Source organism: Pectobacterium hainanensis, from assembly GCF_046237015.1.
Taxonomy (GTDB): domain Bacteria; phylum Pseudomonadota; class Gammaproteobacteria; order Enterobacterales; family Enterobacteriaceae; genus JBJYIN01.
In genome coordinates, this window is sequence record NZ_JBJYIN010000026.1 from 1 (window position 1) to 24,888 (window position 24,888).

The 24,888-nt window shown below is 50.2% G+C and carries 33 protein-coding genes and 2 pseudogenes; 1 reads left to right on the forward strand and 34 read right to left on the reverse strand.

Annotated features, from left to right (window positions below):
* The 34 genes and pseudogenes from ACKPVM_RS19390 to ACKPVM_RS19555 form a co-directional block, all read right to left on the reverse strand.
* On the reverse strand, positions 1–671 hold a 671-nt coding region (locus ACKPVM_RS19390; RefSeq protein ID WP_409311395.1), incomplete at its 3' end, for a prophage tail fiber N-terminal domain-containing protein.
* Positions 668–1,318 (reverse strand): phage adaptor protein, encoded by a 651-nt coding sequence (locus ACKPVM_RS19395; protein ID WP_409311396.1) that lies wholly within the window; start codon positions 1,316–1,318, stop codon positions 668–670. The genes ACKPVM_RS19390 and ACKPVM_RS19395, both read right to left, overlap by 4 nt.
* Positions 1,318–1,899 (reverse strand): hypothetical protein, encoded by a 582-nt coding sequence (locus tag ACKPVM_RS19400; RefSeq protein ID WP_409311397.1) that lies wholly within the window; start codon positions 1,897–1,899, stop codon positions 1,318–1,320. Before ACKPVM_RS19400 ends, ACKPVM_RS19395 begins: the two co-directional genes overlap by 1 nt.
* Positions 1,899–2,333 (reverse strand): hypothetical protein, encoded by a 435-nt coding sequence (locus tag ACKPVM_RS19405; RefSeq protein WP_409311398.1) that lies wholly within the window; start codon positions 2,331–2,333, stop codon positions 1,899–1,901. Before ACKPVM_RS19405 ends, ACKPVM_RS19400 begins: the two co-directional genes overlap by 1 nt.
* Before the next feature lie 56 nt (positions 2,334–2,389).
* Positions 2,390–2,773: a hypothetical protein gene (locus ACKPVM_RS19410; RefSeq protein ID WP_409311399.1), complete on the reverse strand. Its 384-nt coding sequence runs from the start codon at positions 2,771–2,773 to the stop codon at positions 2,390–2,392.
* 58 nt (positions 2,774–2,831) lie between these two features.
* Entirely contained in the window at positions 2,832–4,055 is a 1,224-nt protein-coding gene (locus ACKPVM_RS19415) for a phage capsid family protein (protein WP_409311400.1), read from the reverse strand.
* Positions 4,056–4,123: 68 nt separating this feature from the next.
* Positions 4,124–5,194, reverse strand: coding sequence for a hypothetical protein (locus tag ACKPVM_RS19420; RefSeq protein WP_409311401.1), 1,071 nt, complete (start codon positions 5,192–5,194; stop codon positions 4,124–4,126).
* A gap of 226 nt (positions 5,195–5,420) precedes the next feature.
* The gene (locus ACKPVM_RS19425) at positions 5,421–7,544 is read right to left on the reverse strand and encodes a portal protein (RefSeq protein WP_409311402.1); all 2,124 of its coding nucleotides are present in this window, start codon (positions 7,542–7,544) and stop codon (positions 5,421–5,423) included.
* Positions 7,544–9,208, reverse strand: coding sequence for a terminase large subunit (locus ACKPVM_RS19430; RefSeq protein WP_409311443.1), 1,665 nt, complete (start codon positions 9,206–9,208; stop codon positions 7,544–7,546). Before ACKPVM_RS19430 ends, ACKPVM_RS19425 begins: the two co-directional genes overlap by 1 nt.
* A gap of 47 nt (positions 9,209–9,255) precedes the next feature.
* A complete protein-coding gene (locus ACKPVM_RS19435) occupies positions 9,256–10,122 on the reverse strand; it encodes a terminase (protein ID WP_409311403.1) in 867 nt (288 codons plus the stop codon).
* A gap of 64 nt (positions 10,123–10,186) precedes the next feature.
* Complete coding sequence (locus ACKPVM_RS19440; protein WP_409311444.1) at positions 10,187–10,660, reverse strand: RyR domain-containing protein; 474 nt, start codon at positions 10,658–10,660, stop codon at positions 10,187–10,189.
* Between the two features lie 129 nt (positions 10,661–10,789).
* Positions 10,790–11,173, reverse strand: a pseudogene (locus ACKPVM_RS19445) (Gp49 family protein); the annotation flags it as partial.
* A gap of 85 nt (positions 11,174–11,258) precedes the next feature.
* Entirely contained in the window at positions 11,259–11,576 is a 318-nt protein-coding gene (locus ACKPVM_RS19450) for a hypothetical protein (RefSeq protein ID WP_409311404.1), read from the reverse strand.
* Positions 11,577–11,668: 92 nt separating this feature from the next.
* A complete protein-coding gene (locus tag ACKPVM_RS19455) occupies positions 11,669–12,202 on the reverse strand; it encodes a hypothetical protein (protein WP_409311405.1) in 534 nt (177 codons plus the stop codon).
* A gap of 75 nt (positions 12,203–12,277) precedes the next feature.
* A complete protein-coding gene (locus ACKPVM_RS19460) occupies positions 12,278–12,529 on the reverse strand; it encodes a hypothetical protein (protein ID WP_409311406.1) in 252 nt (83 codons plus the stop codon).
* Positions 12,526–12,846, reverse strand: coding sequence for an MFS transporter (locus tag ACKPVM_RS19465; protein WP_409311407.1), 321 nt, complete (start codon positions 12,844–12,846; stop codon positions 12,526–12,528). Before ACKPVM_RS19465 ends, ACKPVM_RS19460 begins: the two co-directional genes overlap by 4 nt.
* Positions 12,846–13,439 carry an N-acetylmuramidase family protein gene (locus ACKPVM_RS19470; RefSeq protein ID WP_409311408.1) on the reverse strand — a complete coding sequence of 198 codons (594 nt, stop codon included), beginning with the start codon at positions 13,437–13,439 and terminating at the stop codon, positions 12,846–12,848. Before ACKPVM_RS19470 ends, ACKPVM_RS19465 begins: the two co-directional genes overlap by 1 nt.
* 145 nt (positions 13,440–13,584) lie before the next feature.
* On the reverse strand, positions 13,585–14,400 hold the full coding sequence (locus ACKPVM_RS19475) for a TIGR02642 family protein (RefSeq protein ID WP_409311409.1): 816 nt from the start codon (positions 14,398–14,400) through the stop codon (positions 13,585–13,587).
* 76 nt (positions 14,401–14,476) lie between these two features.
* Positions 14,477–14,917: a VRR-NUC domain-containing protein gene (locus ACKPVM_RS19480; protein ID WP_409311410.1), complete on the reverse strand. Its 441-nt coding sequence runs from the start codon at positions 14,915–14,917 to the stop codon at positions 14,477–14,479.
* Complete coding sequence (locus ACKPVM_RS19485) at positions 14,910–15,242, reverse strand: DUF1364 domain-containing protein (protein ID WP_409311411.1); 333 nt, start codon at positions 15,240–15,242, stop codon at positions 14,910–14,912. Before ACKPVM_RS19485 ends, ACKPVM_RS19480 begins: the two co-directional genes overlap by 8 nt.
* The gene (locus tag ACKPVM_RS19490; protein WP_409311412.1) at positions 15,235–15,702 is read right to left on the reverse strand and encodes a hypothetical protein; all 468 of its coding nucleotides are present in this window, start codon (positions 15,700–15,702) and stop codon (positions 15,235–15,237) included. Before ACKPVM_RS19490 ends, ACKPVM_RS19485 begins: the two co-directional genes overlap by 8 nt.
* Before the next feature lie 10 nt (positions 15,703–15,712).
* Positions 15,713–16,360 carry a DUF1367 family protein gene (locus ACKPVM_RS19495; RefSeq protein ID WP_409311413.1) on the reverse strand — a complete coding sequence of 216 codons (648 nt, stop codon included), beginning with the start codon at positions 16,358–16,360 and terminating at the stop codon, positions 15,713–15,715.
* Positions 16,357–18,273 carry a DNA cytosine methyltransferase gene (locus tag ACKPVM_RS19500; protein ID WP_409311414.1) on the reverse strand — a complete coding sequence of 639 codons (1,917 nt, stop codon included), beginning with the start codon at positions 18,271–18,273 and terminating at the stop codon, positions 16,357–16,359. The genes ACKPVM_RS19495 and ACKPVM_RS19500 overlap by 4 nt, the downstream gene beginning before the upstream one ends.
* Positions 18,270–19,136, reverse strand: coding sequence for a phage N-6-adenine-methyltransferase (locus ACKPVM_RS19505; RefSeq protein ID WP_409311415.1), 867 nt, complete (start codon positions 19,134–19,136; stop codon positions 18,270–18,272). The genes ACKPVM_RS19500 and ACKPVM_RS19505 overlap by 4 nt, the downstream gene beginning before the upstream one ends.
* On the reverse strand, positions 19,133–19,393 hold the full coding sequence (locus tag ACKPVM_RS19510; RefSeq protein WP_409311416.1) for a hypothetical protein: 261 nt from the start codon (positions 19,391–19,393) through the stop codon (positions 19,133–19,135). The genes ACKPVM_RS19505 and ACKPVM_RS19510 overlap by 4 nt, the downstream gene beginning before the upstream one ends.
* Positions 19,390–20,211, reverse strand: a complete 822-nt coding sequence (locus tag ACKPVM_RS19515) for a DNA adenine methylase (protein ID WP_409311417.1) — start codon at positions 20,209–20,211, stop codon at positions 19,390–19,392. Before ACKPVM_RS19515 ends, ACKPVM_RS19510 begins: the two co-directional genes overlap by 4 nt.
* Positions 20,208–20,471 carry a DNA translocase FtsK gene (locus ACKPVM_RS19520; RefSeq protein WP_409311445.1) on the reverse strand — a complete coding sequence of 88 codons (264 nt, stop codon included), beginning with the start codon at positions 20,469–20,471 and terminating at the stop codon, positions 20,208–20,210. The genes ACKPVM_RS19515 and ACKPVM_RS19520 overlap by 4 nt, the downstream gene beginning before the upstream one ends.
* A pseudogene (gene rdgC / locus ACKPVM_RS19525) lies at positions 20,454–21,356 on the reverse strand (recombination-associated protein RdgC); the annotation flags it as partial. The pseudogene rdgC and the gene ACKPVM_RS19520, both read right to left, overlap by 18 nt.
* A complete protein-coding gene (locus ACKPVM_RS19530; protein ID WP_409311418.1) occupies positions 21,353–22,171 on the reverse strand; it encodes a hypothetical protein in 819 nt (272 codons plus the stop codon). The gene ACKPVM_RS19530 and the pseudogene rdgC, both read right to left, overlap by 4 nt.
* Positions 22,158–23,108: a phage replication initiator YdaU family protein gene (locus ACKPVM_RS19535; RefSeq protein WP_409311419.1), complete on the reverse strand. Its 951-nt coding sequence runs from the start codon at positions 23,106–23,108 to the stop codon at positions 22,158–22,160. The genes ACKPVM_RS19530 and ACKPVM_RS19535 overlap by 14 nt, the downstream gene beginning before the upstream one ends.
* Entirely contained in the window at positions 23,105–23,278 is a 174-nt protein-coding gene (locus ACKPVM_RS19540; protein ID WP_409311420.1) for a DUF4222 domain-containing protein, read from the reverse strand. The genes ACKPVM_RS19535 and ACKPVM_RS19540 overlap by 4 nt, the downstream gene beginning before the upstream one ends.
* A complete protein-coding gene (locus tag ACKPVM_RS19545) occupies positions 23,256–23,459 on the reverse strand; it encodes a hypothetical protein (protein ID WP_409311421.1) in 204 nt (67 codons plus the stop codon). Before ACKPVM_RS19545 ends, ACKPVM_RS19540 begins: the two co-directional genes overlap by 23 nt.
* Positions 23,456–23,821, reverse strand: coding sequence for a hypothetical protein (locus ACKPVM_RS19550; protein ID WP_409311422.1), 366 nt, complete (start codon positions 23,819–23,821; stop codon positions 23,456–23,458). Before ACKPVM_RS19550 ends, ACKPVM_RS19545 begins: the two co-directional genes overlap by 4 nt.
* Before the next feature lie 19 nt (positions 23,822–23,840).
* Positions 23,841–24,107, reverse strand: coding sequence for a hypothetical protein (locus ACKPVM_RS19555; protein ID WP_052510450.1), 267 nt, complete (start codon positions 24,105–24,107; stop codon positions 23,841–23,843).
* Between the two features lie 105 nt (positions 24,108–24,212).
* Between ACKPVM_RS19555 and ACKPVM_RS19560 the strand changes: the two genes are divergently transcribed.
* A complete protein-coding gene (locus tag ACKPVM_RS19560) occupies positions 24,213–24,881 on the forward strand; it encodes a LexA family protein (protein WP_103184256.1) in 669 nt (222 codons plus the stop codon).
* Positions 24,882–24,888 lie beyond the last annotated feature (7 nt).

Here is a 24,888-nt window from a genome sequence, read left to right on the forward strand (position 1 = left end):
GGAGTAGTCTGCACGTCATGCACAGCCCCGTCTTTCAAACCCAGGTTTGCGCGAAACTCTTCTACATCATCAATATCAGAACCATTTGCTGATTTTTTCATTGCGCCATCAAGCGTAGCCTGAGCGTTTCCCGCCGCCATCTCTGCCGCATTTTTAGCAGTTATAGCGGCATTGGCTGAATCGGTCGCTGATGTACTGGCACGCTCTGCTTGAATTACCGCAGCACTGAGATTTTGGGCATACTGCGCCGCTGCATCCCTAGCAGCAATGGCATTGTTAGCGGCAATCTCCGTCCTATTTTTTAACTCCTGAACCATTGCCGACTTCGCAGTTACATCTGCCTGAATCTCACGAAAGTAAGCGATCGCAGAAGGCGTGACGGTTTGTTCCATCGCTTGGATTTTCAGTAATTCATTCAGTGTTGTCGGCGTGGTTTTTTCGTTAATTGAAACCGAGCCGTACAACGTATTTTTTCCGTCTGCCTGAATGGAGATCGAGTAATCACATAGCTCAAGAGGGATAGCGTACTCCCCGGCGTCATTTGCGATTACCGATGCAGAAAAACCGTTCAACACTGAATTACCATTTGTCAGTGCGGTAAAGGTAATTTCAGCATGAGGAACAGGAATACCAGCAGGGTTAACTAATACGCCACTGATTAATACGCTCATGCTTGCGTGCTCCCATTATATTGCGCCTGCTTTTTCTGCCCTGCCGCAGTATCAGTTTGTGATTTAACGCCCAACAGATCGACGAAGGTTTGATAGTGCTGAGACGACAACATTGCGTTATTGCCGTTCTCGCTATCTTTGCCATACGCACGGAACAAAACCCATTCCAAAACAGGGTTGATATACAACTCATCAAGGGGGAACTTTTGGGGGATCTCGGTAATGCTGGCAGGATTAGGTAAACGCGCGACGTTGATTTCCAATTGAGCTCCGGCCAGTGCGCCGGGGAAAACAAAGAAGGTTTTAGGCGTCTGCTCATCGTAACAATAGCGCTCAATCGGGCCCGTTATGCTGTGCCAGTCGGGATACTGGTAATCGAGAACATCACGCGGAAACGGCTGAATAGCTCGCCCCCCAACTACTCGCGTAATTTCTAGTAACCGTATAGCCCCCTCTGGTAAATGCTGTCTAGTACCGGGCTCACAATCAAATATTTCAATAGATGCCCCTGCATCTGGACGAATAATAATGATGGCGTTAATCGCATCATTGTAATAATCCAGCAATTCGGACTTGGGCCAGCGCAGCCACAGAGAGTCCAGCAGTTGTGAGTTTGCCCTGCCGATAATGTCGTTAATCGTTGTCATTAGTAGAATTCGTGTTTACGGACGGGATTGTGGAAGCCGGTTATCGGGGAGTTATCAAGCGCATCACGATAGGCACGTCGATAACCATCAGTGAAGATGGTTCGGAAATACGCGGCTCGTTGCGGATCGCTCCACGGCTTGCCCGGCATCAAATAGAGGTCTTCCAACGCACCGGCAGCAATCACATCCGCATAATCGTCAGCCAACGCATCAGGCACACTATCCGCAGTGCGACGAGGTTCCACAGCAAAGAGAATGGCGATACGACCAAACGGCCGTGTAGGCGCAATGTGATTCGCTGAAATCACGGTAAAGTCTACGCCAGCAATAAGAACGGCCGGATCATCCGGGTTGCTAATATCGGTGGCCAGTAAGCGCTTGACGCACTTCACTTCCAGACTCTCCGTCAGCGTGAGCGTTACACCTTGCTCAACCTCTGCCAGCACCAGCGATTCACGGCAGAACAGCGACTCACGGCAAAATGTGATAGCGGCTTCCAATGCAGATTGCAGCATCATGAAATCTAACGGCCCGCTAATATGTTTGCGGATCGCTGGCAGGAATGCGTCAAGCGATGCCATTATTTAGCGTCCTTCGCTTTGATGACCTCACGAACGCGAGCACGGAAATCATTAACTTTTTCCTGAGCGCCCTGTTTCAGATCTAAATCTTCCGCTTCGATCAGCGTTGCCAGTTGCGCAGAAGTTAGTTTTGCCAGGTCAACATCATCATTGCCAATTTTCACTACAAAGCTATTCGCCGCAACTTCAGCTTTCTGGCGTGCCAGTTCTTCCGCAGCCAACTGGACTTTTAATGCCTCGTCTTCCGCTGACTGCGCCAACACCGATGTCACCTGGTCTTCACGTACCCATACGGTAGGAAATTCCAGCAACTGGTGAGCAATCCCGCTTTCAACGTTGACGGGTTTAAGGCGAGGAAAGATCAGGCGACTACCCGTTACGGTATCGCGCTTTTTGTCTTTCTCACCGATGTACACAACAGAAATCTCTGTCATTTTTTAATCCTTATGAAAAAGCCCACCGAAGTGGGCTGGATAATGTTGGAAGCGGCTTAGTAGCCTACCGCGACATACTTCACATTGATGACCAGACGGCCCGTTGCGGCACCTCCGGCAATCGTGGCGGTAATTTTCTCACCGCTGGACGCCGTGCTGTACGGCACCACGGGTACAGATTTCGCTACCGCATCAGCATGGCTGGCCGCTGCGACAAGCGTATGCTCACCGCTCTTTACTTCCACTGTTACGCCTGCGCCCAACGCGTCGCTGACAATATCAATGGAACAGATACGCATACCGATCGGCATTTCCAGTAACTCAACTACCGCGCCAGCGGCGGCGGCAGAAAGCACAATTTGGCTCTCAGCCAAAGATAGGTTGCCCTGCGGCCCTTGATAAATAGCGTCACGCATAGAGGGCGCTTGAATAGTTGCCATAAGATTCTCTCCGAATGGAACAAGGAGGCAGGACGGAGCCTGCCGTTATGGAATGGGATTAACGCCCGGTGGTAATCGCTGAATCCACGACGATGACACCATGGTCATTCAAGCGACCATCTTTCTGTTGGAAGCGAATTTTTTTCAGCCCGTTAATCCAGCGGACGGAAATTTCCGTACCGTTTCCGTGGTCCACTTTCTCTTCGTGATAGCCAAAGTGACCGCCACCCTCACCCGTACCGTAAGCATTCGCCAGCGCCTGACCACCGAGCAGCATTGCGCGATCAATAGTGGTTTTCGCTTCTTTCTGGGTCACAGTGGCTGTCAGATCATTACCGGACACAGAAACCAGAGAACCCGGATTGAAGCGGATTGGCATACCCGTGTATTTGCGCACCAGGATGTTACGCCACATCGCACACTCGCCTTTGAACAGTGGATGGTCAAAGCCTTTGGAGCGTTGAATCACGCGGGACAACATTGCCTGCCAATCTTTACCGGAGGTAGACGTATACCAGTCATTCCACTGGCGCGGCGTTACGTTTAGCACGTAATACGGATCTTCATTTGCCATTTCGTCTTTCGACATTTTGACGGGCTGGAGCGGGTGCGACATTTCATCGATAAACAAAGACAGGTTATCAACCACACCCAGCGTAAACAGATCCGCAGCATCCAGACCTTCAAAGCTAGTCGCATCACCGGCGTAAAAGTGACGGTCGTAGGTTGGCGGCAGCACATCATTGATCATGATTTTGCCAAACTCGCCATGGCTGACCAGCGGTAAGATGGTGTCATCAGCGATGAAGTCACCACGAGATCCCGCGAGATGCACTGTAGCGCACTGATCCTGAAGGTCATTGAAGTACGTTCCCAACAGAGTCCGAGCGGTTTTGTTCAGATTATGCTTGAAGCGTTGTTCTGACATTTTCCCACCAGCGTCAACCAGGTGGCGACCCTGATTGATTTTGAGAGAGAAGTCAGCGAACGCGAGGTTTTCACCGCGCCCTTCCAGCTTCGCATCGCCCATCGTCGGGCGCTTGGACAGTTTGTGGACGATCTGCATATCCACTTCATCACCTTTCTGTTTTTGCAGATCGGTGATACGCACCACTGGTGCGGTATAGCTGGTTTGCTTCACACCTTTTTTATCCGGCGTTACTGCTTTGGGCGCTTCCTGCTGTTCCGTCATGATGTTAACGAATGAGCGGTTGCGGTTGGCTGCGGTGAACAGCGCAACCTGCATCAACTTATTCGCTTGGGCGGAGGTAATCGTAGTCATGTTGACTCCCTAAAAAAGAAAAACCCGCACGCGGCGGGTTGGATGATGTGAGTGTGGAGTGTGTAACGTCAGATGGCTTGTTCTAGCAGCGCTTCAATCTGCTCGTTAGTCATACCTGCAAACATTGCTTGCAATTGGTCAGGATCGGCATTGATCGCTTGTTCCAATGGCGATGCAGTATGAGTGGTTGTTGAACCAACATCTGACGGAGAGGCAGGCAGTGTTGCTGCCGTGGTCGCTGCCGACAGCTTTTCTGCCGCCAGTTTCTGAATTTCTTCGGTGGTTGGTTGTTGCGTTACCGGTGACGTCACAGTCTGAGGTGCCGATTGTGCGCTCTCAGTCGGCTCCCCATACGCAGCGCGGGTACGTTTCACAACTTCACCAAATCGTTCAGTAAGTGGTTTATCTTTCCATGTAGGATCAAGTTTGAGCGTTTCATCAATGTGCACCGCCAGTGTGAAGCGGTCCGGATCGCTGCCTTGCCAGTTTTTCAATTCTGGCGTGGCATCAAGTGCCGCAACGGCGGGGTTGTCATTAACAGGTTGAGAAACTACTGGCGCTGGCTGCGCAGATTGCAGGTATTCCACTTTCTGCGTCAGCGCATCAAGCACATTCGCAACATCAGGGAAACTATCACGTACCGTCGCGATCTGCTCTGGCGTGATTTTAGCTTTTTCCGGCAACTGCGCTGGCTGCAAGCCAGCAGCGTTAATCTGGCGCGTAAAGACGTCCAGTTGCCGCTGAGCTTCAGCTAATGCTGCTGAAGTACGTTGATTCGCCTCCGCCAGTCGTTGTTTTTCAGCACGTTCGGCTTCGAGCACACCATAAGGAATAGTGTGTTTACCGTCACGGCTAAGAATGCCTTTGGCTTGATCTACTCCTGTTGATTCTGCACCTGTCTGTTGCTCCACAGCTACGCCCGGCGTCGGCGTGTTGGTATCGCCCTTATTTTCCTGCTGTGATGTCTGACCGGTTAACTCTGCCTGGTTAGTGGCTGTATCCGCAGCCGGAACAGTGACAGAAGTCGTCGTAACAACACTTGGAGCATCGGAAACATCCACATCGCCCAGACCATCCAGCAACGCTTCCAATTCCTCTGCCGTTTCATTACCCGTTAAATTATCAATATCAACGCTCACGTTATAACTCCTGCATGTCTATTTGTCGGATAGATCCGAAAGGGAAAAGGCGTATCGCTGCCCATGCGAATAAGCGCTCTACTAAAAACGCTTATCGGCACAAACAAAAAAACCACCCGAAGGTGGCCGATACTGATTTTGTGGTATAAAAAAACCGGAGCAGCTTTTTAAGGCATACTCCGGTATCTTTCGCGAATTTAGCGCGTATTCAGCGTTGAGGCAATAGTTACATGGGGATTGAATCAATCTGTCCCTGAATACTCTGCATCATTTGTGTGTTCAACGCCTCAATCTCTCGCGTAGTGTTCTCCATATCATGAAGAATACGGCCCGTTTCCGCCTGCTTTTTCGCATCATCAAAGCGCTGACTGTTCGTTAAAGTTTGCTCTCGCTGTGCCGCCGCCGCGATACGCTGTGCTTCAGCTTCTAGTTTCGCCACCTTCCCGGCAATCTCACGCATCGCCAGTTCCTGCTGTTGCGCCTGCAATTGCTGTTGCTGCTGTGCTGCCTGTTGCTCTTCAGGTGTCATTTCATCAGGTGCTTTTGGCGTTCCTAGCGCACTGCGGATACGTTCGATAAACTCGGCTTTCTTCGGTACATCCAGAAGCTCAACCCACATATCCAGTACCGTGGCTTGTACCTGCGGCGGCAAGCCGGTGATAACCTGGGACATACGTTCAGCCAGTTGTGATTTATAGGCTGGCGTCTGCTGGATCGGCGCAAGGGCAATATGTGCTCGCAGTCTGGAAACATCGTTAGTCATCCCACCATCGGATTCTTCATTGATAGTGACAGATTTACGACGCCGCGGATCGTCACGGTTGATGACTACATCGTAGTTCCGACGACGTTTAAGGTCATCGAGCAAATAGGAAAGTAGCAGTTGTCCAACCTGCTGGCAGGCAAACTGATAGTTATCGTTGATTTCTGCCAGCGTTGTCGCTCCTTGTTCGACCAGGTTGCTGATCGCCACGCCAGAAGAGGCGCTGGAATCCTGCCCCAGGAATGCCGAGTAAACGCCCATGCCATCCTGAATCAGTTTCATGCTCTCCTGCATGACCTGAAACTGCTGTTGCGCTACCTGGAAATCCTGCTGAATGTTGACTGCATCGGCGGCGGTAGTTTTATTGCGCCGTTCGGGATTAAGCGTAATCACGCCATCCGGACGCTCAGCCTCTTCGATGAGTTGCCTGTCCGACATGTTAACAGCATCGGCATCTTTAATGATCCGCTTGGCCTGTAATAGCCAGGTCAATTTTATGCGACGGAAATTCACTTCATCCTGCGCAGGAATAGCACGGCAGGCTAAACCATACGGTGCGCCCGTTTTGTCTTTGCGATAGCCCCAGAACGGCACTAACGGGAACATGCCCTGCGGTGCTGAGCATGGACGATCGCCAAGAAAATGCGGCCCGACAAACCATGCTTCACGTATGCGACTCACTCGCGCCATAGACACTGTAACCCGGCTGGTCGCCAGTGCGACCGCATGCATCACATTGTTTTTATCGAACTGAATAACGCGCCCATTTGATAATTCCATCACCGGCATACGCTGATAAGTACGATAATAAACGACCTGCAACAGCACTCGCTTCCGATTCGATGATATCCATTCACTATCCTGACGACTCCAAGCGTTATATTCTTCATAACCACTAATTAGGCTGGACTCCTGTCCCTCGGCGAGATCTGATTCAACAAAGCCTTTCCACTCATGCACTGAGTAGTCAATCACGTCTGCTTTATCGGGAAACGTACCTTTTACTTCATCAACATCCAGCCAGCGCTTACGCATCAACCAGCGGCAATCACTGAGATCGGCCTCACGGCTGAACCAGTCCCAGAACACTTCGTTACGGTGTACGGTTCCCACTTTGTAGCGATTGCCGAATGGATCACTATTACGCCGAACTTCAACCCATGACAGCCCCGCCTTAATCTGTTCTGCATAAGCATCTGAACGTGCTTTATTCAATCCAGACAAACGGCAGGCATCAGAAAATTCAGTGTTTACCGCTTCAGCTAACTGCTCCATCTCCTCATCAGGATCATCAGCAACAACCATCAGATCGGTGCGCGTCTTCGCTTCCATACCCAACACGCCATCGATGGTAGGCGCAATCAGATTGTGCTGAGTCAGCGGTTGGCCTCGTTCTCGCAGCTTTGCCACCACTTCCGGCGCAAGCTGGTCGCCGTCGTAATACGCGCAGGCGGTATTTGCCGTGGTTCTCCAGTCTGGCTGCGCATCAATATCCGATGAAATATCCAGTAATTGACGCTGCGTGAAACGATCGCGGTTATCCTGCTGCTGTGGCTTTGCCTCAGCTTCAATAGCGGCTGTATTCATCAGTGTGACATCCAGTGAGTAGGTTTAGATCTGTCGATAGGTTTGGGTTTAGGACGGGCTGGCATGCGAGCACGCATTTCCTGCGCAATGGCATAGCTCATAACCTGATCATCAAAACAGCCTTCTTGCGCACCCATCGCGCCCTTGGCGTTGTAGACGTAGGTATTCAATTCATTGATGGTGCCGATCCAGCGAATACCGCTGGCGTTCTCACGCAGTAACGTTTTTAGTCCCTCCGTTACCACCGGCTTGCTCTGCTTTGTCGTGAGCCAGCCCAGCTTTGGCGTTTCATCATCGTTGTCACGATCAAGATATTGCTCTGCATAGATGGCGCGTATCGGGTAGATATCTCGCAATTTCTGCAATACCGCATGACCATGGTTGTTGCGTTCCGGCCCAATAAACGCGGTGTTGTACCATTTGCCAATGTGCGCCAGCAGTTGCGCGAACAATTCTGCATCCAGATGACCAAACCAGTGCGCCACCTGTTCACCTGTTGATTTCTTCACAACATCGAAAGATGAACGGTCACCATTTTCCAGCCCTTCCGCAATATCCGCGCCGATGGCGTAGTCTTCATCTTGATCCGGTAATTCCCACACCAGCAGATGATTCAGCAACGTGCGTTGAAGCTCTTCTTTATCACCGCCACGTAATGACTGAACCTTTGTACGCTTACCAGTAACGGGCTCCACGTCATACACAATGGATGGCGGCTTACATTTGCCTTCTGCTTTCATCACATTGATCGCAGGGAACACACGGCGACCAGAGGTTAAAAAGGCTTCCTGTGGCGTGGAAGGAAATTCTTGCTTCATTTCCTCGCCCTGCTCGACCTCTTTACGGATATACCACTGCTTTTGCTCATCAGTCAGTGTGACACGCGTTGCGCTTTCAACAGCAGCAAAGTATTCCTGGTGATATTTGCTCAGACGTAGGCCACTGGCCGGAACGGGCGCAACGTATTTCGGATCGTCAAACCACGGATAGAAATGAAACTTGTAATCCTGCATCGTCAGATCGACACCGGATTGCGCCAGCTCAAGCGCCCGCGTGCTCATGGTATGGAAATCGCCGCCCACACCTTCCGCCGTGGATTCGTCAAACACGATACAGCCATCATGCACGGCGTTCAGCGTACCCGTTCGCACCTCTTTGGCTTTTGCCGGATACTTGGCGCAGATTTTCCCGTGCTCGGAAATATGCAGACGTTGAACCGTTCCCGAGCGGAAGGACGTGGCTACTTGGATACTGGAACCATGAGAAAACAGGATATAGCCACCGTTCGCCCCACTCCTCCGCTCACTAATCTTGAATGTCGATCGCAGCCAGCCAGGTAGATTGTCGAACGGTATCGATATCTTGGTACGAAAGATTTCGCCTGCAGCAACCTTATCTTGAGCGATGATCCCGCACTTGATGTTTTTATTGAACAGCGCTTGATCGAGCAGGTAGATATCAATCACCGTGGAGAAACCGATCTGACGCGCTTTAAGAATGATGTTGCGGTAATGCATGTTCTGGAACAACCGACGTTGAGCCGGACGCATCCGAAACGTGACCAACTGACCTTTTTCATTCTCAATCTTGTACAGGTTGTTGAGCCGCCACCACGCATTGCTCAATTTTGACAAAATAAAAAGGCGCTGCTGCGCCTCGGTCATTCCGTCCATCTCGCCTTCTGCGAGACTGGCATCATACTGCGGTGTCGTCATTGCGCCAGCATTCCATCATCCGGCATCGCATGGATATCGCGCACTACATCAGTGAGCGGCGTCGTCACATCCTTACTTTCCGCCGTCAGTTTTTCCGTTTCGGCTTTCAGCTTGGCGGTTGCCGCCTTAATACGTAGCGTGTCGGCACTCAGACGCGGAACATTCACCGCATCCAGTTGTAACTTGCTCAGGCTGTTTTCGATCGACTCAATCCGGGCAATGTTGCGATCAAGCCCTTGCTCAGCCTTGATGAACTTATCGTAAAGCTCGATACGCGCTTCGACTGATTCAGCGTTCTGCAAATCCTCCATGATTTTGTTTAGCGTTTTCGTCACTGACAATGCACGGGCGCGGGTGAAAATCAGTTCATCACGTAGCTCAGTTTCTCGCACCGCATCAAAAAGTTCATCGGCGTCCAGATATTTGGCGTAAGCGTTGTGCTTAACACTGTGACGATGACCGGGAACAAATGGGCTAACAGCGTTAGGGTTGCCGGGATTGCCTTCAGTGAAGCGCCCTTTTTCATCTCGCCCGTTCAATTCCGCTTCTTGCTGCGGGGCAGCGCCGCTGTCGTCGTCTGCGTTTGCCGCTCCATCCTCTTCTTTACCATCATTGCTATCAGGCTTTTTCGCTTGTTTGCGATTCGCACCTTTCCCTTTGCGAATCTGCGAATCATCTTTTTGCGAACTGCGAATTTGCGAATTCTGCTCAATGAAATCCGTTGCAGCCTTTATCGTGATGTAACGCTTCGCGGAACTGTACGGCACCTCATGCTGAGCACACCAATCAGTTGGGGAGATTCCCGTTGCTGAATATGCGGCGGCATAATCGGCCAGCAGTTTTTTCCAATCGTACTTTGCCATAGCGTCCTACTGAGTAAGCATTATCGAGCCACTTCTGGGAAGTGACTCTGGAATGCCTAACGAATCATTTGAATGAGTGGACTACAGCGCGAAACAGGTAATCTTTCACCTGCTGTTCTTTAGGAAGTTGGTCATACGGAACAAAGCACGGATGCTCTTTCTTCTCTGCGTCTTTCACTGGACCATATTTCCAGCCATCTTGTTTTTTGAACTCTAACCATTTGTTATGGCTGGCTTCTGGCAGATGATCACCATTGAGGTGGAATACCACGCCTTCGATAGCAGAATCCTTTTGCCAGTCTGGTGCATCGCCCCACGACATTTGACTATCATCACCTAGGGCTGCACAGTAGGCACGATTGACTTCGTGGGATATTCTGGCGATCAGTTCAATGTTATATTGTGTATCTTCCGCTTTGGTATCCCCCATGCCTACACTAGGCCGCTCTTCAAATGCGAGAGCAACATTACCTTTACTGCCTGTATAGGCTTGTACATCTTCCATCAGGAAAAACGGGATGCCGTTGATCTTTACCATCTGTTGGCAATCCAAGGTTACACTTTCGGCCCCTTCTGGCGCTGAAACACAAAATTTGAGAGGTGTTCTATCAATAATAATTTCGCCAGGAGCGCTTTTTAAGGCGAGCTCCACCTCCGGCTGCACCGACTGCTCATAAAGGTGCTGCTTCAGCAAATACCCTTCCAACTGCCAGATTTTGTTAACCGCGTTCTGACGGGCAATCTTGCGACCAATTCCTGCATCGAAATTTTCAGGTGATGCGCAGGCGCTCTCTCCGGTCACGGCGAAACCATTCTTGAGCACTAACACACAGAACGTTAGTAACGGGTGAACACTAGCTGTGTGGATATTGGGCTGCGTTCCGGCATACACATCGTTGTTTACCTTGTACGCGCCCAGCACACCATCAGCGGCGGTGAAATAGTTCTCGGCAATAATAACGCTCTGTATGTGCTCCGGTGTAACACGCGGCGCTGTTAAGCCTTTGGCTTTAATCTCTTGCTCAATGTGTTGATCGGTGACTTGTGTCATGGAGTTACCTTTTGTTGGGACGAAAAAAAGCCCCAGCGGGTGCTGAGGCTATGGGGATAAACGGGAGTAGCTAAAGTATTTTCTTCTAATTATCAAAAAGATCCCATTGCGATAAATTCTCAAAGGCATGTTTGGGAAGAATGGCATGAGTCATTATTCCATTCACTAACTTGTACTCAAATAATCTAATTCCTGTCTTTTCCCCATGCATATCCTTTTGTCGGAAAGGATCATTTTCAATAGAGGAAATCACCTCTTTTCCCGTGGTATATTGGTCAGGCAACTCTTTATTTATGGTACTAGCGATTTCATCAATCGGTACGAAACAAGGCCTGCCACAGTTCCTTACATTCGCCCCATGCAGCACTGCATATACTTTATAAGCAAGCTCTCTATTGCACATAAAAAGACCACCTTACATTAAGTTGAGCACAGAAAAGGATAAGGAACATCTATTGAGGTCAAGACTTATTAGCATGCAAATCATATTACTGTTTACTGTGAAACTGAATCTATTTTGCTGATTCGAGACAACAGGCTGTTACTTTGGTCAATAGCCGCCAGCAGCGGATCAATCCAATAAACCACCTGCCCATACGTCAATCGGCAGGTGGTGGCAGTGGCACCAGCACCGGCTGTGTCAACTCGCTCGGTAGTGGAACGCATTGCGCTGGCACGTAGACGGTGCGCGTAGTCGAGCAACCGGACAGCAACATCATCAGGCACGCACTGGCGACCAGCCGGATCTTTCTTGATGATCGTCCGGTAGATAATCTGTTTTTCATCGGATTTACCCCTAATGGTGATGGCATACTGATTCGCCTGCCTGGCGATTTCGTTGTACCGTTGAAACTGGAACGCCTGACCCGCGATGATCGACTGCTGACTAGCGTTGATATCATCAGACTGTTGCTTTCCCCGATCCGCAATATCCGCATCCCATCGTAATCCCTGCACATACCATCCCGCACCGAACGCAGCAGCCACTCCGCCGCAGAACAGCAGCGCTTTCATTTTCGTGGTTAACATGGTTTCTCTGTTAAAAAGTGGGGAGATTGATGAAGGTGAATGATCCAGATTTCGCGTAGCGTTACCAAAATGACGCTAATTCGATCGTTTTTTGGACAAATTAAGCTGTTTCAGGACAAAGTGCCGAATTCCTATCATCGCAATGCATAGCAAGATAATACTATCGGCCTGCCTATCTGAACCCGTTCCACCGACAAGCGCTCCCATACACGACACAGAAAGTGCCGAGTACATCAACTTACCGACAATGCCGTCGTTAACGTGGTCACTGAATACACACCATCCAGCCCACAACAGAATAACGGCGTAGGCGATGGTAATAATCATTGCGCACCTCCACCAAACCGGGATCGGATAAGCCCCCACAGGTCGGCGGCTTCAATGGCCTTGATAATAGCTGCGATGAGCGATCCCCCGAATGCCCCCAGAAGAAAGCCAATCCCACCAGCGGAGGAAGGATTAATATTGAAATAGTCGCCGACAATTCCCGTCAGGTAATGAGCACAGGCACTACCAGTAAAAACAAAAATCGCGATTCCTTTCGCTGTTCTCAAATCACGCTGAAACGGGATAGAGATCAACGCACCAATAAGCCCGGCGATCGCCCACTGGAACTGCTCCCACAGTCGGGATATCCACTCCATTAGACTGCCTCCTGATATTTAGCAAACGCCGCATCAAGCTTGATGTGATATCGGTTCTTTGCATAGTTCGGGCCGTTATAGATACGAGCAAAGGTTGTCCAATCACGATTTTTCAACGCTAATAGCAACTTTGAGTCTGCCTTAATAAAGCGCACGAACGTATCGAGTTGGCCGACTGCCGTGTATTGGGCATTAATGAAAGACTGTAATGTTGGGTAGCTGCAGGTTTTCCAGTGGTAGCCCATTATCTGGAATGCCCCCCACGACGCAGATTGCAATGCACAGCCGCGATCAATGATGGTTGCAGCCCGATCCATATCTTTATCTTCTTTATCGGTGGACTGATAACTACCAGGCTTGCGTGACACCAGATCAGGATGTTTCGCTAATTCAGCATTTGCCCGAGCACCGCCGAAGTGTTTCGTCAACTGCTGGTACATGACGTGTGGCTCGTACTGAATTTTTACACGTCCATCAGGAAGAAATCCGCTACCGTTGCTTTCAACTTCAGTAACAGCGCTGACAGTGGCAACCGGCACCCCCAAAGTGTCGGCTGCTGTCCGATAATCATCGAGGGTGAGTTTTTTCGACATGGCGCACTCTATATGACAGGAAATAGAAAAAGCCGCTGGCGAACCATGCGGCTTGAGGACTGACCAATAAAAAACCGGAGCAGCTTTTAAGGCATACTCCGGTATCTTTCTGAAATTTAGCGCGTATAGGCGATCAGGTCAATCATCATGCCTCTATTTCATCACGAATTTGGCTGCTAAGGACGCTGGCCGCGCTGGATTCTTCAATATACAGCCACCGCATACATTCTTTAATCAGATCCAGATATTGCAACCACTCACCTGCAGGTATCACAGCCCCTATGATAGCCATCGATTTCCGTAAATATTCAAACGTCGCGATAATTCGCCCATGACCACCACATTCATTACATATTGCGATAACTGGCCGCAACGTCTTACCTGTCCCGCTACAGCGTGGGCAAATATTACTCCGCCGTGCTTCTTGTTCCGACCAATCATACAACGCTTGTCTTTCCGCCTTAATTCGAGCGCTCAATTGCTCTATTTCTTCGCCTACTAAAAAATACTCGGCATTGCTCGTTTTATCTCGGCAACGCTGTTTCTCTAGCCGCTTAATTTCAGCTTTGAGTGAATCTGTGTTTTTGCGAGTTTGTGATGATCGGGTGCCGTATCTGCGTAATAACCCAGCGATATGATCAACCTGAGCGGGTAAATTACGCTCTAAAACCATGTCCATTGCCAGTGAACAGGCGATATCTGAATGCTCAAGGTGCTGATATTTGGCGTACACGTCCCACGCATAGATAGCGATCATGATACGGAACGCTGCATCACTATCATGTCGGTATTTCGCCATCAGCAGATCGTAACCAACGGGATTTTTGCGTTGAGCTGTCGCGAATGCCCCCAATATTTGTTCTTTGGAGAGAATCGCACGTCCGCGCCCCACATTCAGTGATTCAATGCTCATGCAACGCGGATCGTGCATCTTAATCAGTTGTTCTATAGCTATGGTCATTTGGTCAGCCCCTCTGTTAGTCAGGGACTGATTTTATCTAACGTTGCACAATTGGCAACAATAACGAAAATTATCCCTATTTTTGCAAGTAACGTTCAATTTCCGATCGCGCTGCGTCAAATCCATAACAGATCTCGGCGCGGTATCCTGCAGAACGCATCAATTCTTGCCACTCCAACTGAGCCGGTGTTACTCGTCCGTCAATAGCCTTCATCTCTATCCATAAACCGGAATATCCACTACGCGGTAACGCCAGAAATAAATCGTGTACACCTTTCTTCATTCCCAGCCGCTTGGCATCCCTTGCCGCCTTCGGCCCACGTTTTCCCTCGTTTGGGATATGAATCAGATAACGACCTGGGCGGATGCCGTTGACGGTGGTCAGCGCTGCCCACTCAATCAATGCTGCCTGTTCTTCCAGTTCGGCCTGATGATAAACCTTGCGCACATCTCCACCGTGAATGTCCAGTTTTGCCTGACTACCGACAGCGGCCAGCGCCTCAATGGCATTACGCAAACTTGCCCCCTTTGGTTGCCAGTAATTCCTCCTCAAACCAAATACGCCATGTAGAGTGCAGTGCGGACAGATATGTTTCCTCTTTCTCACCTGGTCGCCAGTCATACGGCACACGCCCATCGATGACGTCATGACACACCGAGCAACCGAATACCGCATAGAAATCATCTGACTTATAGGCCATGCCATGAGTCGAACTGGGCAGGTGGCACAAGACTGTTGTTTCGCGGTCACAGTTGCAGATACCGGGGATCTGTAACGTACACATCTGGCCACGAGCAGAATCACGGAGAGATTTAGAACGATAAGCCGGAGATTTAAGCATTACCCTTCTCCTTTATCGTCTTGATATCACCCACCCGCTTCAACACAAATTGCAGCTCCTGATTTGCTACCTGGATCTGCCCATTAATTTCACCGAGTCGATTCTGAGCGTTCCGCAGCCGTCCCTTGCAATTGGCCTCTTCGCGTTTCAGTTTTTCCAATCCTTCCCTGTGCGATTTAATTTCCATTCGCAATGAGCGTAGCTCCCATTCCACCTTGGTTTCCTGCTTAGCCAGCGCAAGCAGATGATCGAACGGCTCCAGCACGGCACCGCACAAACGGCAATTCACCGATCGCTCATGCTCAGAGACGATAACCCGCTCATGCCGGCACGTTCTTCCTTCAGGCTTCGGCGCTTCAACAAAATTCCGCATCTCCTTGATATCAGCGTTATCATCAAAGCACTTCGTAAACTGCAAAACGTTGTCGCTATCGTCTGGAAAATCCACATTATCGGTCATTGGTCAGTCCTCAAAAATTCATCAGTTGGTTAACTGCGTTTTCCATTTCGGCTTCATCAGCAAAATACTGGCTTAACGTTTCATTCCAGATCACACCAAATACGCCACGATATACCTTGTCGAATTTCTCTTGCCCCATATTGACGAATGCAATGCTCCAGCGCTGTTTAAGTGTGCCGCCATCGGGGTTAGGTGCCAAATCATAGAATCCGGCTTTTACCATGACGTGATTCAGGTAAGCATCTTCTGTCTTCACCGCCTCGGCATCAAATCTTAGGCGTCGTTCACAAGCGACTTCATCCAATGTTTCCGTCGCAATCTCTTTTGTTATGTTGTCGTAAAGAGATGGATCGCCAGCCATTTGTGCAAATTTCTTAGCAACACGGTGAGCTATCCATGCCTCCGATTTGCTGACAAATGACCATGCCGGTTCCCAATACGAAAAACCTAGCTCGAGTAATTTCCAGAATTTACGGTGGTGTTTGATGTTGCGCCGGTCGCCGATAGGTGTGAGCGAGATCGGAGTGCCGATTGGCACCCCTTTCATTACGTCACGATCGTGATCGGTACAATATTTGATTCCGCCGCCAGGCAGCAGAACGCCCAGCGCTTCGGTTTTGTGCTTCTTAGGTGATTTGGTGCGGGGAGCTGTTGTCATGCCGCCACTCCTTCACGCTCGGCGCACATTTCCGGCAAATTGGCGCGAACAAGAGCTTCGGCAAACTGCGGTGGCACCGCATTACCACACCGTGCAACCTGAGCGGTTTTCGTGTGCCGAACACCTCGGTAGTCCATATCAATGACATACCAATCAGGGAACCCTTGCGCAGCATACAATTCTGGGGCCTGAAGCATGCGCAAAGTGATATCTACCAACACCCACCAAGCACCGTGATACGCCATGAGAACCATTTCGGCGGATTCAGCGAAATGCTCAGGGAGATAAGAATGAAGCAGATCCGCACAGCGGCGTGCCTTCTCACGCAGTTCATGAGAAAGGGAATCAGCAGGGACTTTTATAACCTCAACAACTCCCGCGCGATCTTTTGCTGTAATGGTGTGCAACGGCTCATCGGCACGCTGCCACTGACCGCCAGAGCTGTAATATTTGATCAGATAGGCGGTTACCAGTCGCTGATTACTACCGGAGGCGGTGAGTGTAGATATTGGTGTGTCTGCTGCATGACCGTCACCGTCGTAGAAACCGCCGTTAGCCTGCTCAAATAGTGCCGTTGTCAGAGCGCTCGGCGCAGCACTAGCCGTAACAGTGTTCAGTGGCGTTTCCAGCGAGCGAATACCATCACTCCAGCGCCTCGCTCCCGTGCCGCACGATTCGCCATGTCCCATATCAACCAAGCTGGCGGTAATCAGCGCATGGTGTGCACCGCTTGCTGTTACTGTTGATAATGGTCGTTCTATGCTATGCCCAAAAAGCTGGTGCTCATTCGTTCCTCGCAGCGGGATCATCGTCGGTGCCACGACAGAAAAATGTCCCCCTTTAACCTGAGCGCAAAGCGTCCGCATAGGTTCATCAATAGACATCGTGCGTTGATTGCTCGCATTCGCGTGCTCGTTGATGAATGGTGTTAATGCTGGTGTTACCACTGCACGGTGATTTTCAGCGGTGATAGTGCCGAAAGGCTGATTGATGGCGACTGGCTTACCAGAATATTTAGGACCACCAGCCCCAACAATGAACGGCTCCGCATTGGTGAGTACGTGACGCCACAATCCCTTAGCCACGCGACGTAATGTATTTGTGGCTAACGGTTTTTTTCGTTCAAAGATCGAAGTGGACGCAATCGACCAGTCAATGCAATCAGCCGCTGTTCGCCATGGTTGCAGTTGCCCCGCTTGAACTTCCAGAGATTTCGGATCACCGTGGGTAGGTTTGGGCCAAACGATAGGTTGGCCATCGCAGCGCATCACCATGAAAAAACGCTTGCGGCGCTGCGGCGTGCCGTAATTGTCAGCCCGTAATTCGCGGTGTTCTACGTTATACCCCAAACCACGCACCAACCGTTGCGCAGGTTCACTATCAAGGGTGATACCAAGGAATTCACAGCATTCCGCTAACGCTGGGTGATCAGCGGTTACGCCATCAGACAGCATGCCGACGAATGCCGCGAACGTTTCCCCTGATCGCGCAGGGTCTGGCTGACGTGTGCCGTCAGCATCAATCAGTAGCGGTCCCCATGTTTTAAATTCGACCACATTTTCTAACAGAATTACGCGCGGACGAGTCGCCAGCGCCCATCTCACAACGATCCATGCTAGGCCACGAATCTCTTTTTTCACTGGTGCGCTACCACGCGCCTTAGAGAAATGCGTGCAATCAGGGCTAAACCACGCAAGCCCCACAGGACGGCCAGCGGTCGCCGCCACTGGGTCAATATCAAAAACACTCTCACAATAGTGCAACGTATCCGGGTGGTTGGTAGTGTGCATAGCGATCGCATTCGGATCGTGGTTAATCGCAATATCGACACTGCGACCAATCGCCATTTCGATTCCAGTAGACGCACCGCCGCCGCCAGCAAAATTATCAACAATGATTTCCCTGTTTTTCATGCTGCGGCTCCCATAGATGCGGTTAGCGCTTCTGCGATAGTTATGATTGCGGTGTCAGAGACGCCTTCAAGTTTCAAGCGATTGACGTGGCTACGAAGTTTGTTTTGCAAGCTGGCTGGCAAATCGTTCGCGGTTGGAACCTGAGCGAAAAGGAAATTAACTTCTGCTGGCCAGACAGTATTCTCGGTATCTGGAATAATGACTGGCTGTTGGGGTGCTAACCGCTCAGCTTCACGCCGGATCTGCGCTAAAAATGCTTCGCCCGTAGCCAGCAGTTTTTCCCGCTGAATGTAGCTGATCGCCGGACCTCGCCATTCCTTATCAAACACAGCGATTGCCGCACCAAACCCTGCACTGCTGGGGATCTGCTTATCGTCTTTCGGCTTGAACCAGGTGGGAACGTCGAAACCGATACGCCCACGAATGAATGCGACGTGATCGGCCCGCTCCGGCCACCACACTTCTGACGTGGCTGACTTTATAAGAAAGACATAGCGCCCACCTTGCTCCCGCATTTGAGCCGTGTGAGCCATGATGTGACGCATACCGGTGATGTATTCGCCCTCATGCATTTTCGCTGTGCTGTACGGAGGATTTGCGAATGCGGCACCGTTCAACCCGGCTAATCGCTCTGCCCAATCCTGCGCCAGCGCGTTATCCTCTGCTGTGTAAAACGCCGGACATTTGCTGTTTTCGCCATCACTAAACAAATCCAATACCAGTGGACCGAACATCGCATTGATGCCCCAAAAAATCGGATCAGGCGTACGCCATTGGTCGCCGACATCTCTCAGAAGATGTGCAGGTTCTGATTTCTGGCGCTGCAAGGAAGAGACATATTCGGTTTCGGAGAAATCGCTCATTCGGATGCCTCCGCTTGTCGTGGTGCGAACAGCAAGACAGCAGTCCACATGTCTGATGGATCGTGGTAATAGCTGATTGTCTCGAATTTGTAGCGTGTTACGTCGCCTTTATTCGATAGCGAGATGAAATCACCTTGATTGATGCCCGTCCCCCAACCAGTGGCATTTAAGCGCATACCTTCTGGATCCATGAGTTTAAAGCTAAGGTCATGCCCCCAGTATCGATTTTCCCGCGTGTAATCGTGAGTATTGCTCATGCCGCACACTCCTTCGCACCACATGCTGGACTGAGCCACAGGCATTCCATTCGTAATGTGGTACCGCGACCACCGCTAATACGTGCTGCTTTTGTCTGTTTCTCCCAACCTTTTAAATAATCGTTATAGAGTTCGCTATCGTAACCGCTAATCATCACCATGCCCTGAAGTGTGAGGACAACAGAAAGTAGTTGCTCATGCCCTTCAATATTCATTTCATGGCGATAGGTGCCACCACGCCACGATCTGACTTCTGGCAGATATGGCGGATCGATGTAATGCAGTGTGGTCGGTGCGTCATGGGCACGCATAATTTCTAGCGCGTCCTTATTTTCTATAATCACTCCCTGCAGGCGCTGGCAAAGAGCGGTTAAATTGTCAGGATAGCGAGCCCATAAATCAGCGGCAGTAGCATATTTCCGTTTGGTATCCCCCCGGAATCCTGTTCTCGCCGCCGCTCCACCGCTACCAAATCCCATCGTAGCCCTGATCACCATTCGGCGAGCACGTTCTACTGGTTCGTCGCAATACTCATAAGCTTTAGTGAACTCCTCACGGGAATACGGCGTCAGCAGACAAGCCTCTCGCAGTTGGTGGTTAAGATCTGGATCGCGTAATACCTGGAAGAAATTCACAACATCGCTATCAAGATCGTTATATACCTCAGCATAACTACGCGGTTTTTGCAGAAGCACGCCAGCGGCTCCACCGAATGGCTCGACATAGCATTTATGCTCAGGCATCAAGTCAATAATCCACGGAGCTAGGCGATATTTAGCCCCGTGGTAACGGATAGCTGGATGTTTGATCGCAGTCATTCCGCCACCTCCCCAGCCAACACTTTGCGAATGCCGTTGTGCGCAGGCGCAGAAATCACACCTTCACTCTCAAGTGTTTCAATCAGCCGAGCGGCGCGGTTATACCCGATGCGGAAATGGCGCTGTAACTGAGAAATTGACGCTTCTGATTTTCCGGTAATGAATTTAATGAATTTAACGGCATCGTCATAGAGCGGATCTTTATCAAACTCGGCAGCAATGGCGGCAACCGAGTCACTACGTTTAGATTCTCCGCCCAATGCGGCAACCAGGTCACGGATCAGTTCTGACAGTTCACTCGTCAGCAATACGAAATCAGCGTCAAATCGTGCGACTTCATCTTCGCGATCGATATCGTCATTTTGTTCCAACAAAACATCAGAGAACTTCAGCTTTTTAAGGCTACCGTCATCGCTCAACACAAAGCTGATGCGCTCGCGCCATTCCAGTGCCAGTTTCGTTACCAGCTTACCTGCCGCCAGATGCCCGGCAATTTCGTCGGTAACCAGATCCTGATGCTTACTACGCAGAATACCACCCTCTTCCAGCACGGCTTTCAGTTCAGCCTCATCCTGTAACGCGAAACCTGCTGGTGCTTTCCCGTTACGGACCCACTCGGTCAGCGTCAACTCGATCGGCGTTTCCAGCGTTAGCGGTACAACCGGAAGCGATCCCAGCGTTTTACGCAGCAACGCCAGCGCGTCTTCGGCTTTTTTGCCACTGGCCGCATCAACGATGATTAGCCCAGCCCCTGCGTTAATCCAAATCTTGGTGGTATGGTACTTACTGAATGCACGAGGCAAGAGCGTTTGGATAACCTCGTCTTTCAGCGCATCTTTCTCAGTCTTTTTAAGACGGCGCCGTTGCTCCATTTCCAACTTATCGATTTTGGCCGTCAACTCACGGGCTATCACTGGCGCGGGTAGAATTTTCTCTTCACGCTGCAACGTGAGGAGAATTTGGCCGTTAGACTGGTGCGAAAGTACATCCAGCAATGGATCAATCGGCGATACCCAGCCCGTTTTCGCTCTGTCCTGGCTACCGCATGGGGTGAATGAAAATGCCGTTAGCTTCTGTTCCAAATCAGCCCAATCAAGTGCGCGAGATACCCGGTAAATCAGTGCATTTTTAAACGTAATACTCATTGGTCAGTCCTTGTTGCTTGGTTTTCATCGGTTGTGCTGTGGTCAGCAGCACGGCGTAATTCGTTTTGATACCGTGTTTCTATTGCCTCGTTAAGCTGTGCTTGCCGAGCCTCCCATTCATGTCGTTTCTGTGCCTCCTGTTGTGTTTTTCGATCCAGTAATACCCCGGAAAATGTCTGAATCTTTGTCAGCATTGCGTCCCGTTTTCCTCTGTCCACCTTTGGCGGCGGCAAGCTGGCGGGTGGGGATAAATATCGCGTGGCATCCGGTGCGGGTAGTAACCCTGCGTTAACCGCGTGCTCTACAGCGCCTTTCACCTTATCTTTGTCCCAACCTTCCGAAACCGTCCATTGGGGTAATACGCCAGAAGACTGAGCAGTTGCGACTAATCGGTCATAGGCAGCGATAAACGCCATCCGTGCGCCAACGCGGTCGCCGTCTTTAAAGATGGGCTCGGCGATAGCCCACGCTTGCTTGATCTCTTCCGTCCAGATCAGCGTATTAGTCTCATCCTGCGCTGGCAGTGCCATTGCCCATGCTTCGTTTGCACTGAGCCATGACGGACGGCCTGTTATCCCCTGAATATTACGAATAATATCGGCTGGCTTTGGGGCAAATCTGCCCTGCTCCGGATCGGTAATCCACAGGCTTAAGGCTTTGCGGATCAGCGAAATATCAAACGAGCCAATCGCGTTCCAGTACAAGCGGATCACAGGTTTGGAAGAGTCTTTGCCATACACCGAAAGTGTCGCCTGCATGAGTTCGGCAAACTCCCGTTTTACGGACAGCTCCGTAGTCTTGTCAGTAGGCACCATCAGAACTCCCCTTGCTGTCCATTGCCCGAGCCTCTTCCTCAAGCCACTCTTCGAATATCTGCGCGTTACGGGCTTCAAGCGCTTCCTGCTTGTTCAAGGCCACGGTGCCACGAACAGGTTGAGTACGATTCGCCAACCATTCGAATTTCAGCCCCTGCCATCCAGCCGCCATCGCTTCGCCCAGTGCTTGATCAACCGTCCAACCAGCATTGGCTGCTTTCGTCAGCTCTTGGCCGAGAATATTCACCACGGTTTGTGTAATCGGGGCGCGTTTGGCTTTACGGTGTTTCACGTAATCGCCCCAGACCTGATCGCTGGGTAGTGTCGGGAACGCTGAAAAATCGAATTCAGCCAACAGTGATTTCAGCGCGATTTTTCGCGCAGGCGGATCTTGCTGTTCATGTTTTGAATTTACTTGTGGATCATGTTTTGAATTTACTTGTGGATCATGTTTTGAATTTACTTGTGGATCGCCTCCAGATTCTGGAGGGTGAAAACTCCCTTTTGCGCCAGATTCTGGAGGGTGAAAACCATTTGAACCTCCAGATTTCAGAGGGTCAGATTCTGAACCGTCAGATTCTGGAGGGTGAGAATTTGATACCCGTTTAGCCAATCTAGCCGCTTTAACTTTGGCTATTTCCTGTAAGGCAATCTCTTCCAATAGTTCAGCATTCAGATAATACAAATTGGAGGAATTTCGGTTACCTTTACGACGACCTTCACGGTACAACCAACCAGCTTCTTCCAGTTCCGCCATTGCGCCACGGATGGTACTTTCCCCTGCGCCCAACTGTCGGGCTATCGTTTCCACGCTGGGGTAGCTGATACCATCATCATTCGAGTAATCAGCCAAACGCGCCATAATCAAAAGTTTTGTGCCTTTGATTCCTGATGCGGCACACGCTTCCCATACGTGGCCGAGTAACTTACTGCTCATTTGACCTCCGTATAATATTTTTGGACTTTCCACAGCGGCTGGCTGCATGGGTGCGGATAACCATCACGCATAAAAATCACCTGCTTGTTGGCTCGGTCATATCCCGTCACATGCACAATCACGCCGCGTTGATCTCGATAACGTCGGTTAAGAGGCTGAACGTATGTCATGGTTGCCTGCCGTATGCGTATCTGCAGGAGGCTGTTGACGGGAATAAAACGCCAGCGTCGTACCAGACAAAGCCCCTGTGATTGCTAAACGCCGGGTCTCATCCCCAGCGAGATCCAGCTTTTTACCGACAATCTCGGCGATCAGGTCAACAGACTCTGTTGTGCTCATCTTCTGTTTCATTTCGGCATGTCTCCTAGTAACGGAAGCAACGGAAGCAACCAATCAGGGATAGGCAAACCAGCAGCGGTGAGCTCTTGATGCACATGGGCCAGCATTTCCGGTGATTCGGTGAACATCGCCAGAAAGCCACGGATCGCGGCGGTATTGGTTTCAACGGCGGGATTAGATGACATGGCGCCAGCCACGCTTTTGATGGTGACAATTTCGCTTTCCGTCCAGCGGGTTTTGATCTGGTCTTCGCGCACCACGTGGAACGGTAAGCCAGCCTTGCCCACTTTCTTGCGGGAAAGTAATTCCTTGCGAACGCCAGAAGCGATCGCGGCCCCTGCCGTTGGTGCGGCAGGTTGACGTATTGTGGTCATTGGTTAGTCCTTAACGTAATTACTTAACTGGTTTGGTCAGAACCAGGTTTAGGTTTTCGGGGTTGCGCCCGTAGTCCATGGGGTTGTAGGTATATGGAATGTCCGTAGACATGTGGCAGAGTAAAGCGACCTTTTCAGGCAATCCTCTCTTCCGATAGGTTTTTATTGCCTCATAAGAGCACTCCAGTGCAGTGGCTGCCTGGTAAGGGCTATCAAAGTGCCTAATAACCTTTTCGGCAGCCTCAATACGCTCTCTGAGGCGTATTGCTTTAACGCTGTTTTCCATGATTCTTCCTATTCATTGCAAAGGTATAGTTATACCGATACAGCAAATTTATACCGAAACTATACCGATAGCAAAGTTTATTTAAGTTGAGTTACTTTTATACCTATGAATAAATATGAAACTCTCGGTGAGCGCTTGTTAGCGCGACGTGAAGAACTTGGCATGACGCAAGAAACGCTTGCAGATAAGGCTGGGGTAACACGAATGGCGATCAGTAAAATTGAGCTTGGTGCTACACAAAAGCCCCGAGCGGATAATCTTTTTTCATTAGCCAAGGCTTTAAAGGTAAACCCGAACTGGCTCGTTTCAGGAAAGGGTGATAAGGAACTGGTGATACCTGATCTTGTGATAGACAACGCAACACCGGTAGACGTTTTAACAAGGGAAGTTCCATTGATTAGTTGGGTACAGGCAGGTTCATTTACAGAAGCAACACTTCTCCCAAGAGAAGACTATTTATACTACCCCTGCCCAGTGAAATGCAGCCAACATTCATTCGCACTGAAAATTGAGGGGGAGTCCATGCTCCCAAGGTTTGAGCCTGGGGACATCATTTATGTTGACCCTGAATTAATTGATCCACCAAGCGGGAAATATGTGATTGCTCGACTTAATGGCAACTTTGAAGCCACCTTTAAACAGTTGCAGGTAATGGATGGGCAGCATTATCTTAAAGCCTTAAATCCTGATTATCCCCCTGAAGCGAGATTTTTAAAGGTTAATGGTGAATGTGAGTTAATCGGAACCGTTATTTGCCATGTGAAAACCGTATAAAGGAATA

Coding starts and splice junctions, on each gene's coding strand:
- ACKPVM_RS19460 (WP_409311406.1), bottom strand. CDS start 12,529: ATGATTATTACCATCGCCTACGCCGTTATTCTGTTGTGGGCTGGATGG.
- ACKPVM_RS19405 (WP_409311398.1), bottom strand. CDS start 2,333: ATGACAGAGATTTCTGTTGTGTACATCGGTGAGAAAGACAAAAAGCGC.
- ACKPVM_RS19455 (WP_409311405.1), bottom strand. CDS start 12,202: ATGTTAACCACGAAAATGAAAGCGCTGCTGTTCTGCGGCGGAGTGGCT.
- ACKPVM_RS19430 (WP_409311443.1), bottom strand. CDS start 9,208: ATGACCGAGGCGCAGCAGCGCCTTTTTATTTTGTCAAAATTGAGCAAT.
- ACKPVM_RS19490 (WP_409311412.1), bottom strand. CDS start 15,702: ATGACCGATAATGTGGATTTTCCAGACGATAGCGACAACGTTTTGCAG.
- ACKPVM_RS19440 (WP_409311444.1), bottom strand. CDS start 10,660: ATGGTAAAGATCAACGGCATCCCGTTTTTCCTGATGGAAGATGTACAA.
- ACKPVM_RS19465 (WP_409311407.1), bottom strand. CDS start 12,846: ATGGAGTGGATATCCCGACTGTGGGAGCAGTTCCAGTGGGCGATCGCC.
- ACKPVM_RS19400 (WP_409311397.1), bottom strand. CDS start 1,899: ATGGCATCGCTTGACGCATTCCTGCCAGCGATCCGCAAACATATTAGC.
- ACKPVM_RS19485 (WP_409311411.1), bottom strand. CDS start 15,242: ATGCTTAAATCTCCGGCTTATCGTTCTAAATCTCTCCGTGATTCTGCT.
- ACKPVM_RS19500 (WP_409311414.1), bottom strand. CDS start 18,273: ATGAAAAACAGGGAAATCATTGTTGATAATTTTGCTGGCGGCGGCGGT.
- ACKPVM_RS19535 (WP_409311419.1), bottom strand. CDS start 23,108: ATGAGCAGTAAGTTACTCGGCCACGTATGGGAAGCGTGTGCCGCATCA.
- ACKPVM_RS19540 (WP_409311420.1), bottom strand. CDS start 23,278: ATGACATACGTTCAGCCTCTTAACCGACGTTATCGAGATCAACGCGGC.
- ACKPVM_RS19475 (WP_409311409.1), bottom strand. CDS start 14,400: ATGACCATAGCTATAGAACAACTGATTAAGATGCACGATCCGCGTTGC.
- ACKPVM_RS19560 (WP_103184256.1), top strand. CDS start 24,213: ATGAATAAATATGAAACTCTCGGTGAGCGCTTGTTAGCGCGACGTGAA.
- ACKPVM_RS19555 (WP_052510450.1), bottom strand. CDS start 24,107: ATGGAAAACAGCGTTAAAGCAATACGCCTCAGAGAGCGTATTGAGGCT.
- ACKPVM_RS19410 (WP_409311399.1), bottom strand. CDS start 2,773: ATGGCAACTATTCAAGCGCCCTCTATGCGTGACGCTATTTATCAAGGG.
- ACKPVM_RS19545 (WP_409311421.1), bottom strand. CDS start 23,459: ATGAAACAGAAGATGAGCACAACAGAGTCTGTTGACCTGATCGCCGAG.
- ACKPVM_RS19495 (WP_409311413.1), bottom strand. CDS start 16,360: ATGACAACAGCTCCCCGCACCAAATCACCTAAGAAGCACAAAACCGAA.
- ACKPVM_RS19530 (WP_409311418.1), bottom strand. CDS start 22,171: ATGGTGCCTACTGACAAGACTACGGAGCTGTCCGTAAAACGGGAGTTT.
- ACKPVM_RS19425 (WP_409311402.1), bottom strand. CDS start 7,544: ATGAATACAGCCGCTATTGAAGCTGAGGCAAAGCCACAGCAGCAGGAT.
- ACKPVM_RS19515 (WP_409311417.1), bottom strand. CDS start 20,211: ATGACTGCGATCAAACATCCAGCTATCCGTTACCACGGGGCTAAATAT.
- ACKPVM_RS19415 (WP_409311400.1), bottom strand. CDS start 4,055: ATGACTACGATTACCTCCGCCCAAGCGAATAAGTTGATGCAGGTTGCG.
- ACKPVM_RS19470 (WP_409311408.1), bottom strand. CDS start 13,439: ATGTCGAAAAAACTCACCCTCGATGATTATCGGACAGCAGCCGACACT.
- ACKPVM_RS19450 (WP_409311404.1), bottom strand. CDS start 11,576: ATGTGCAATAGAGAGCTTGCTTATAAAGTATATGCAGTGCTGCATGGG.
- ACKPVM_RS19510 (WP_409311416.1), bottom strand. CDS start 19,393: ATGAGCAATACTCACGATTACACGCGGGAAAATCGATACTGGGGGCAT.
- ACKPVM_RS19550 (WP_409311422.1), bottom strand. CDS start 23,821: ATGACCACAATACGTCAACCTGCCGCACCAACGGCAGGGGCCGCGATC.
- ACKPVM_RS19395 (WP_409311396.1), bottom strand. CDS start 1,318: ATGACAACGATTAACGACATTATCGGCAGGGCAAACTCACAACTGCTG.
- ACKPVM_RS19505 (WP_409311415.1), bottom strand. CDS start 19,136: ATGAGCGATTTCTCCGAAACCGAATATGTCTCTTCCTTGCAGCGCCAG.
- ACKPVM_RS19435 (WP_409311403.1), bottom strand. CDS start 10,122: ATGGCAAAGTACGATTGGAAAAAACTGCTGGCCGATTATGCCGCCGCA.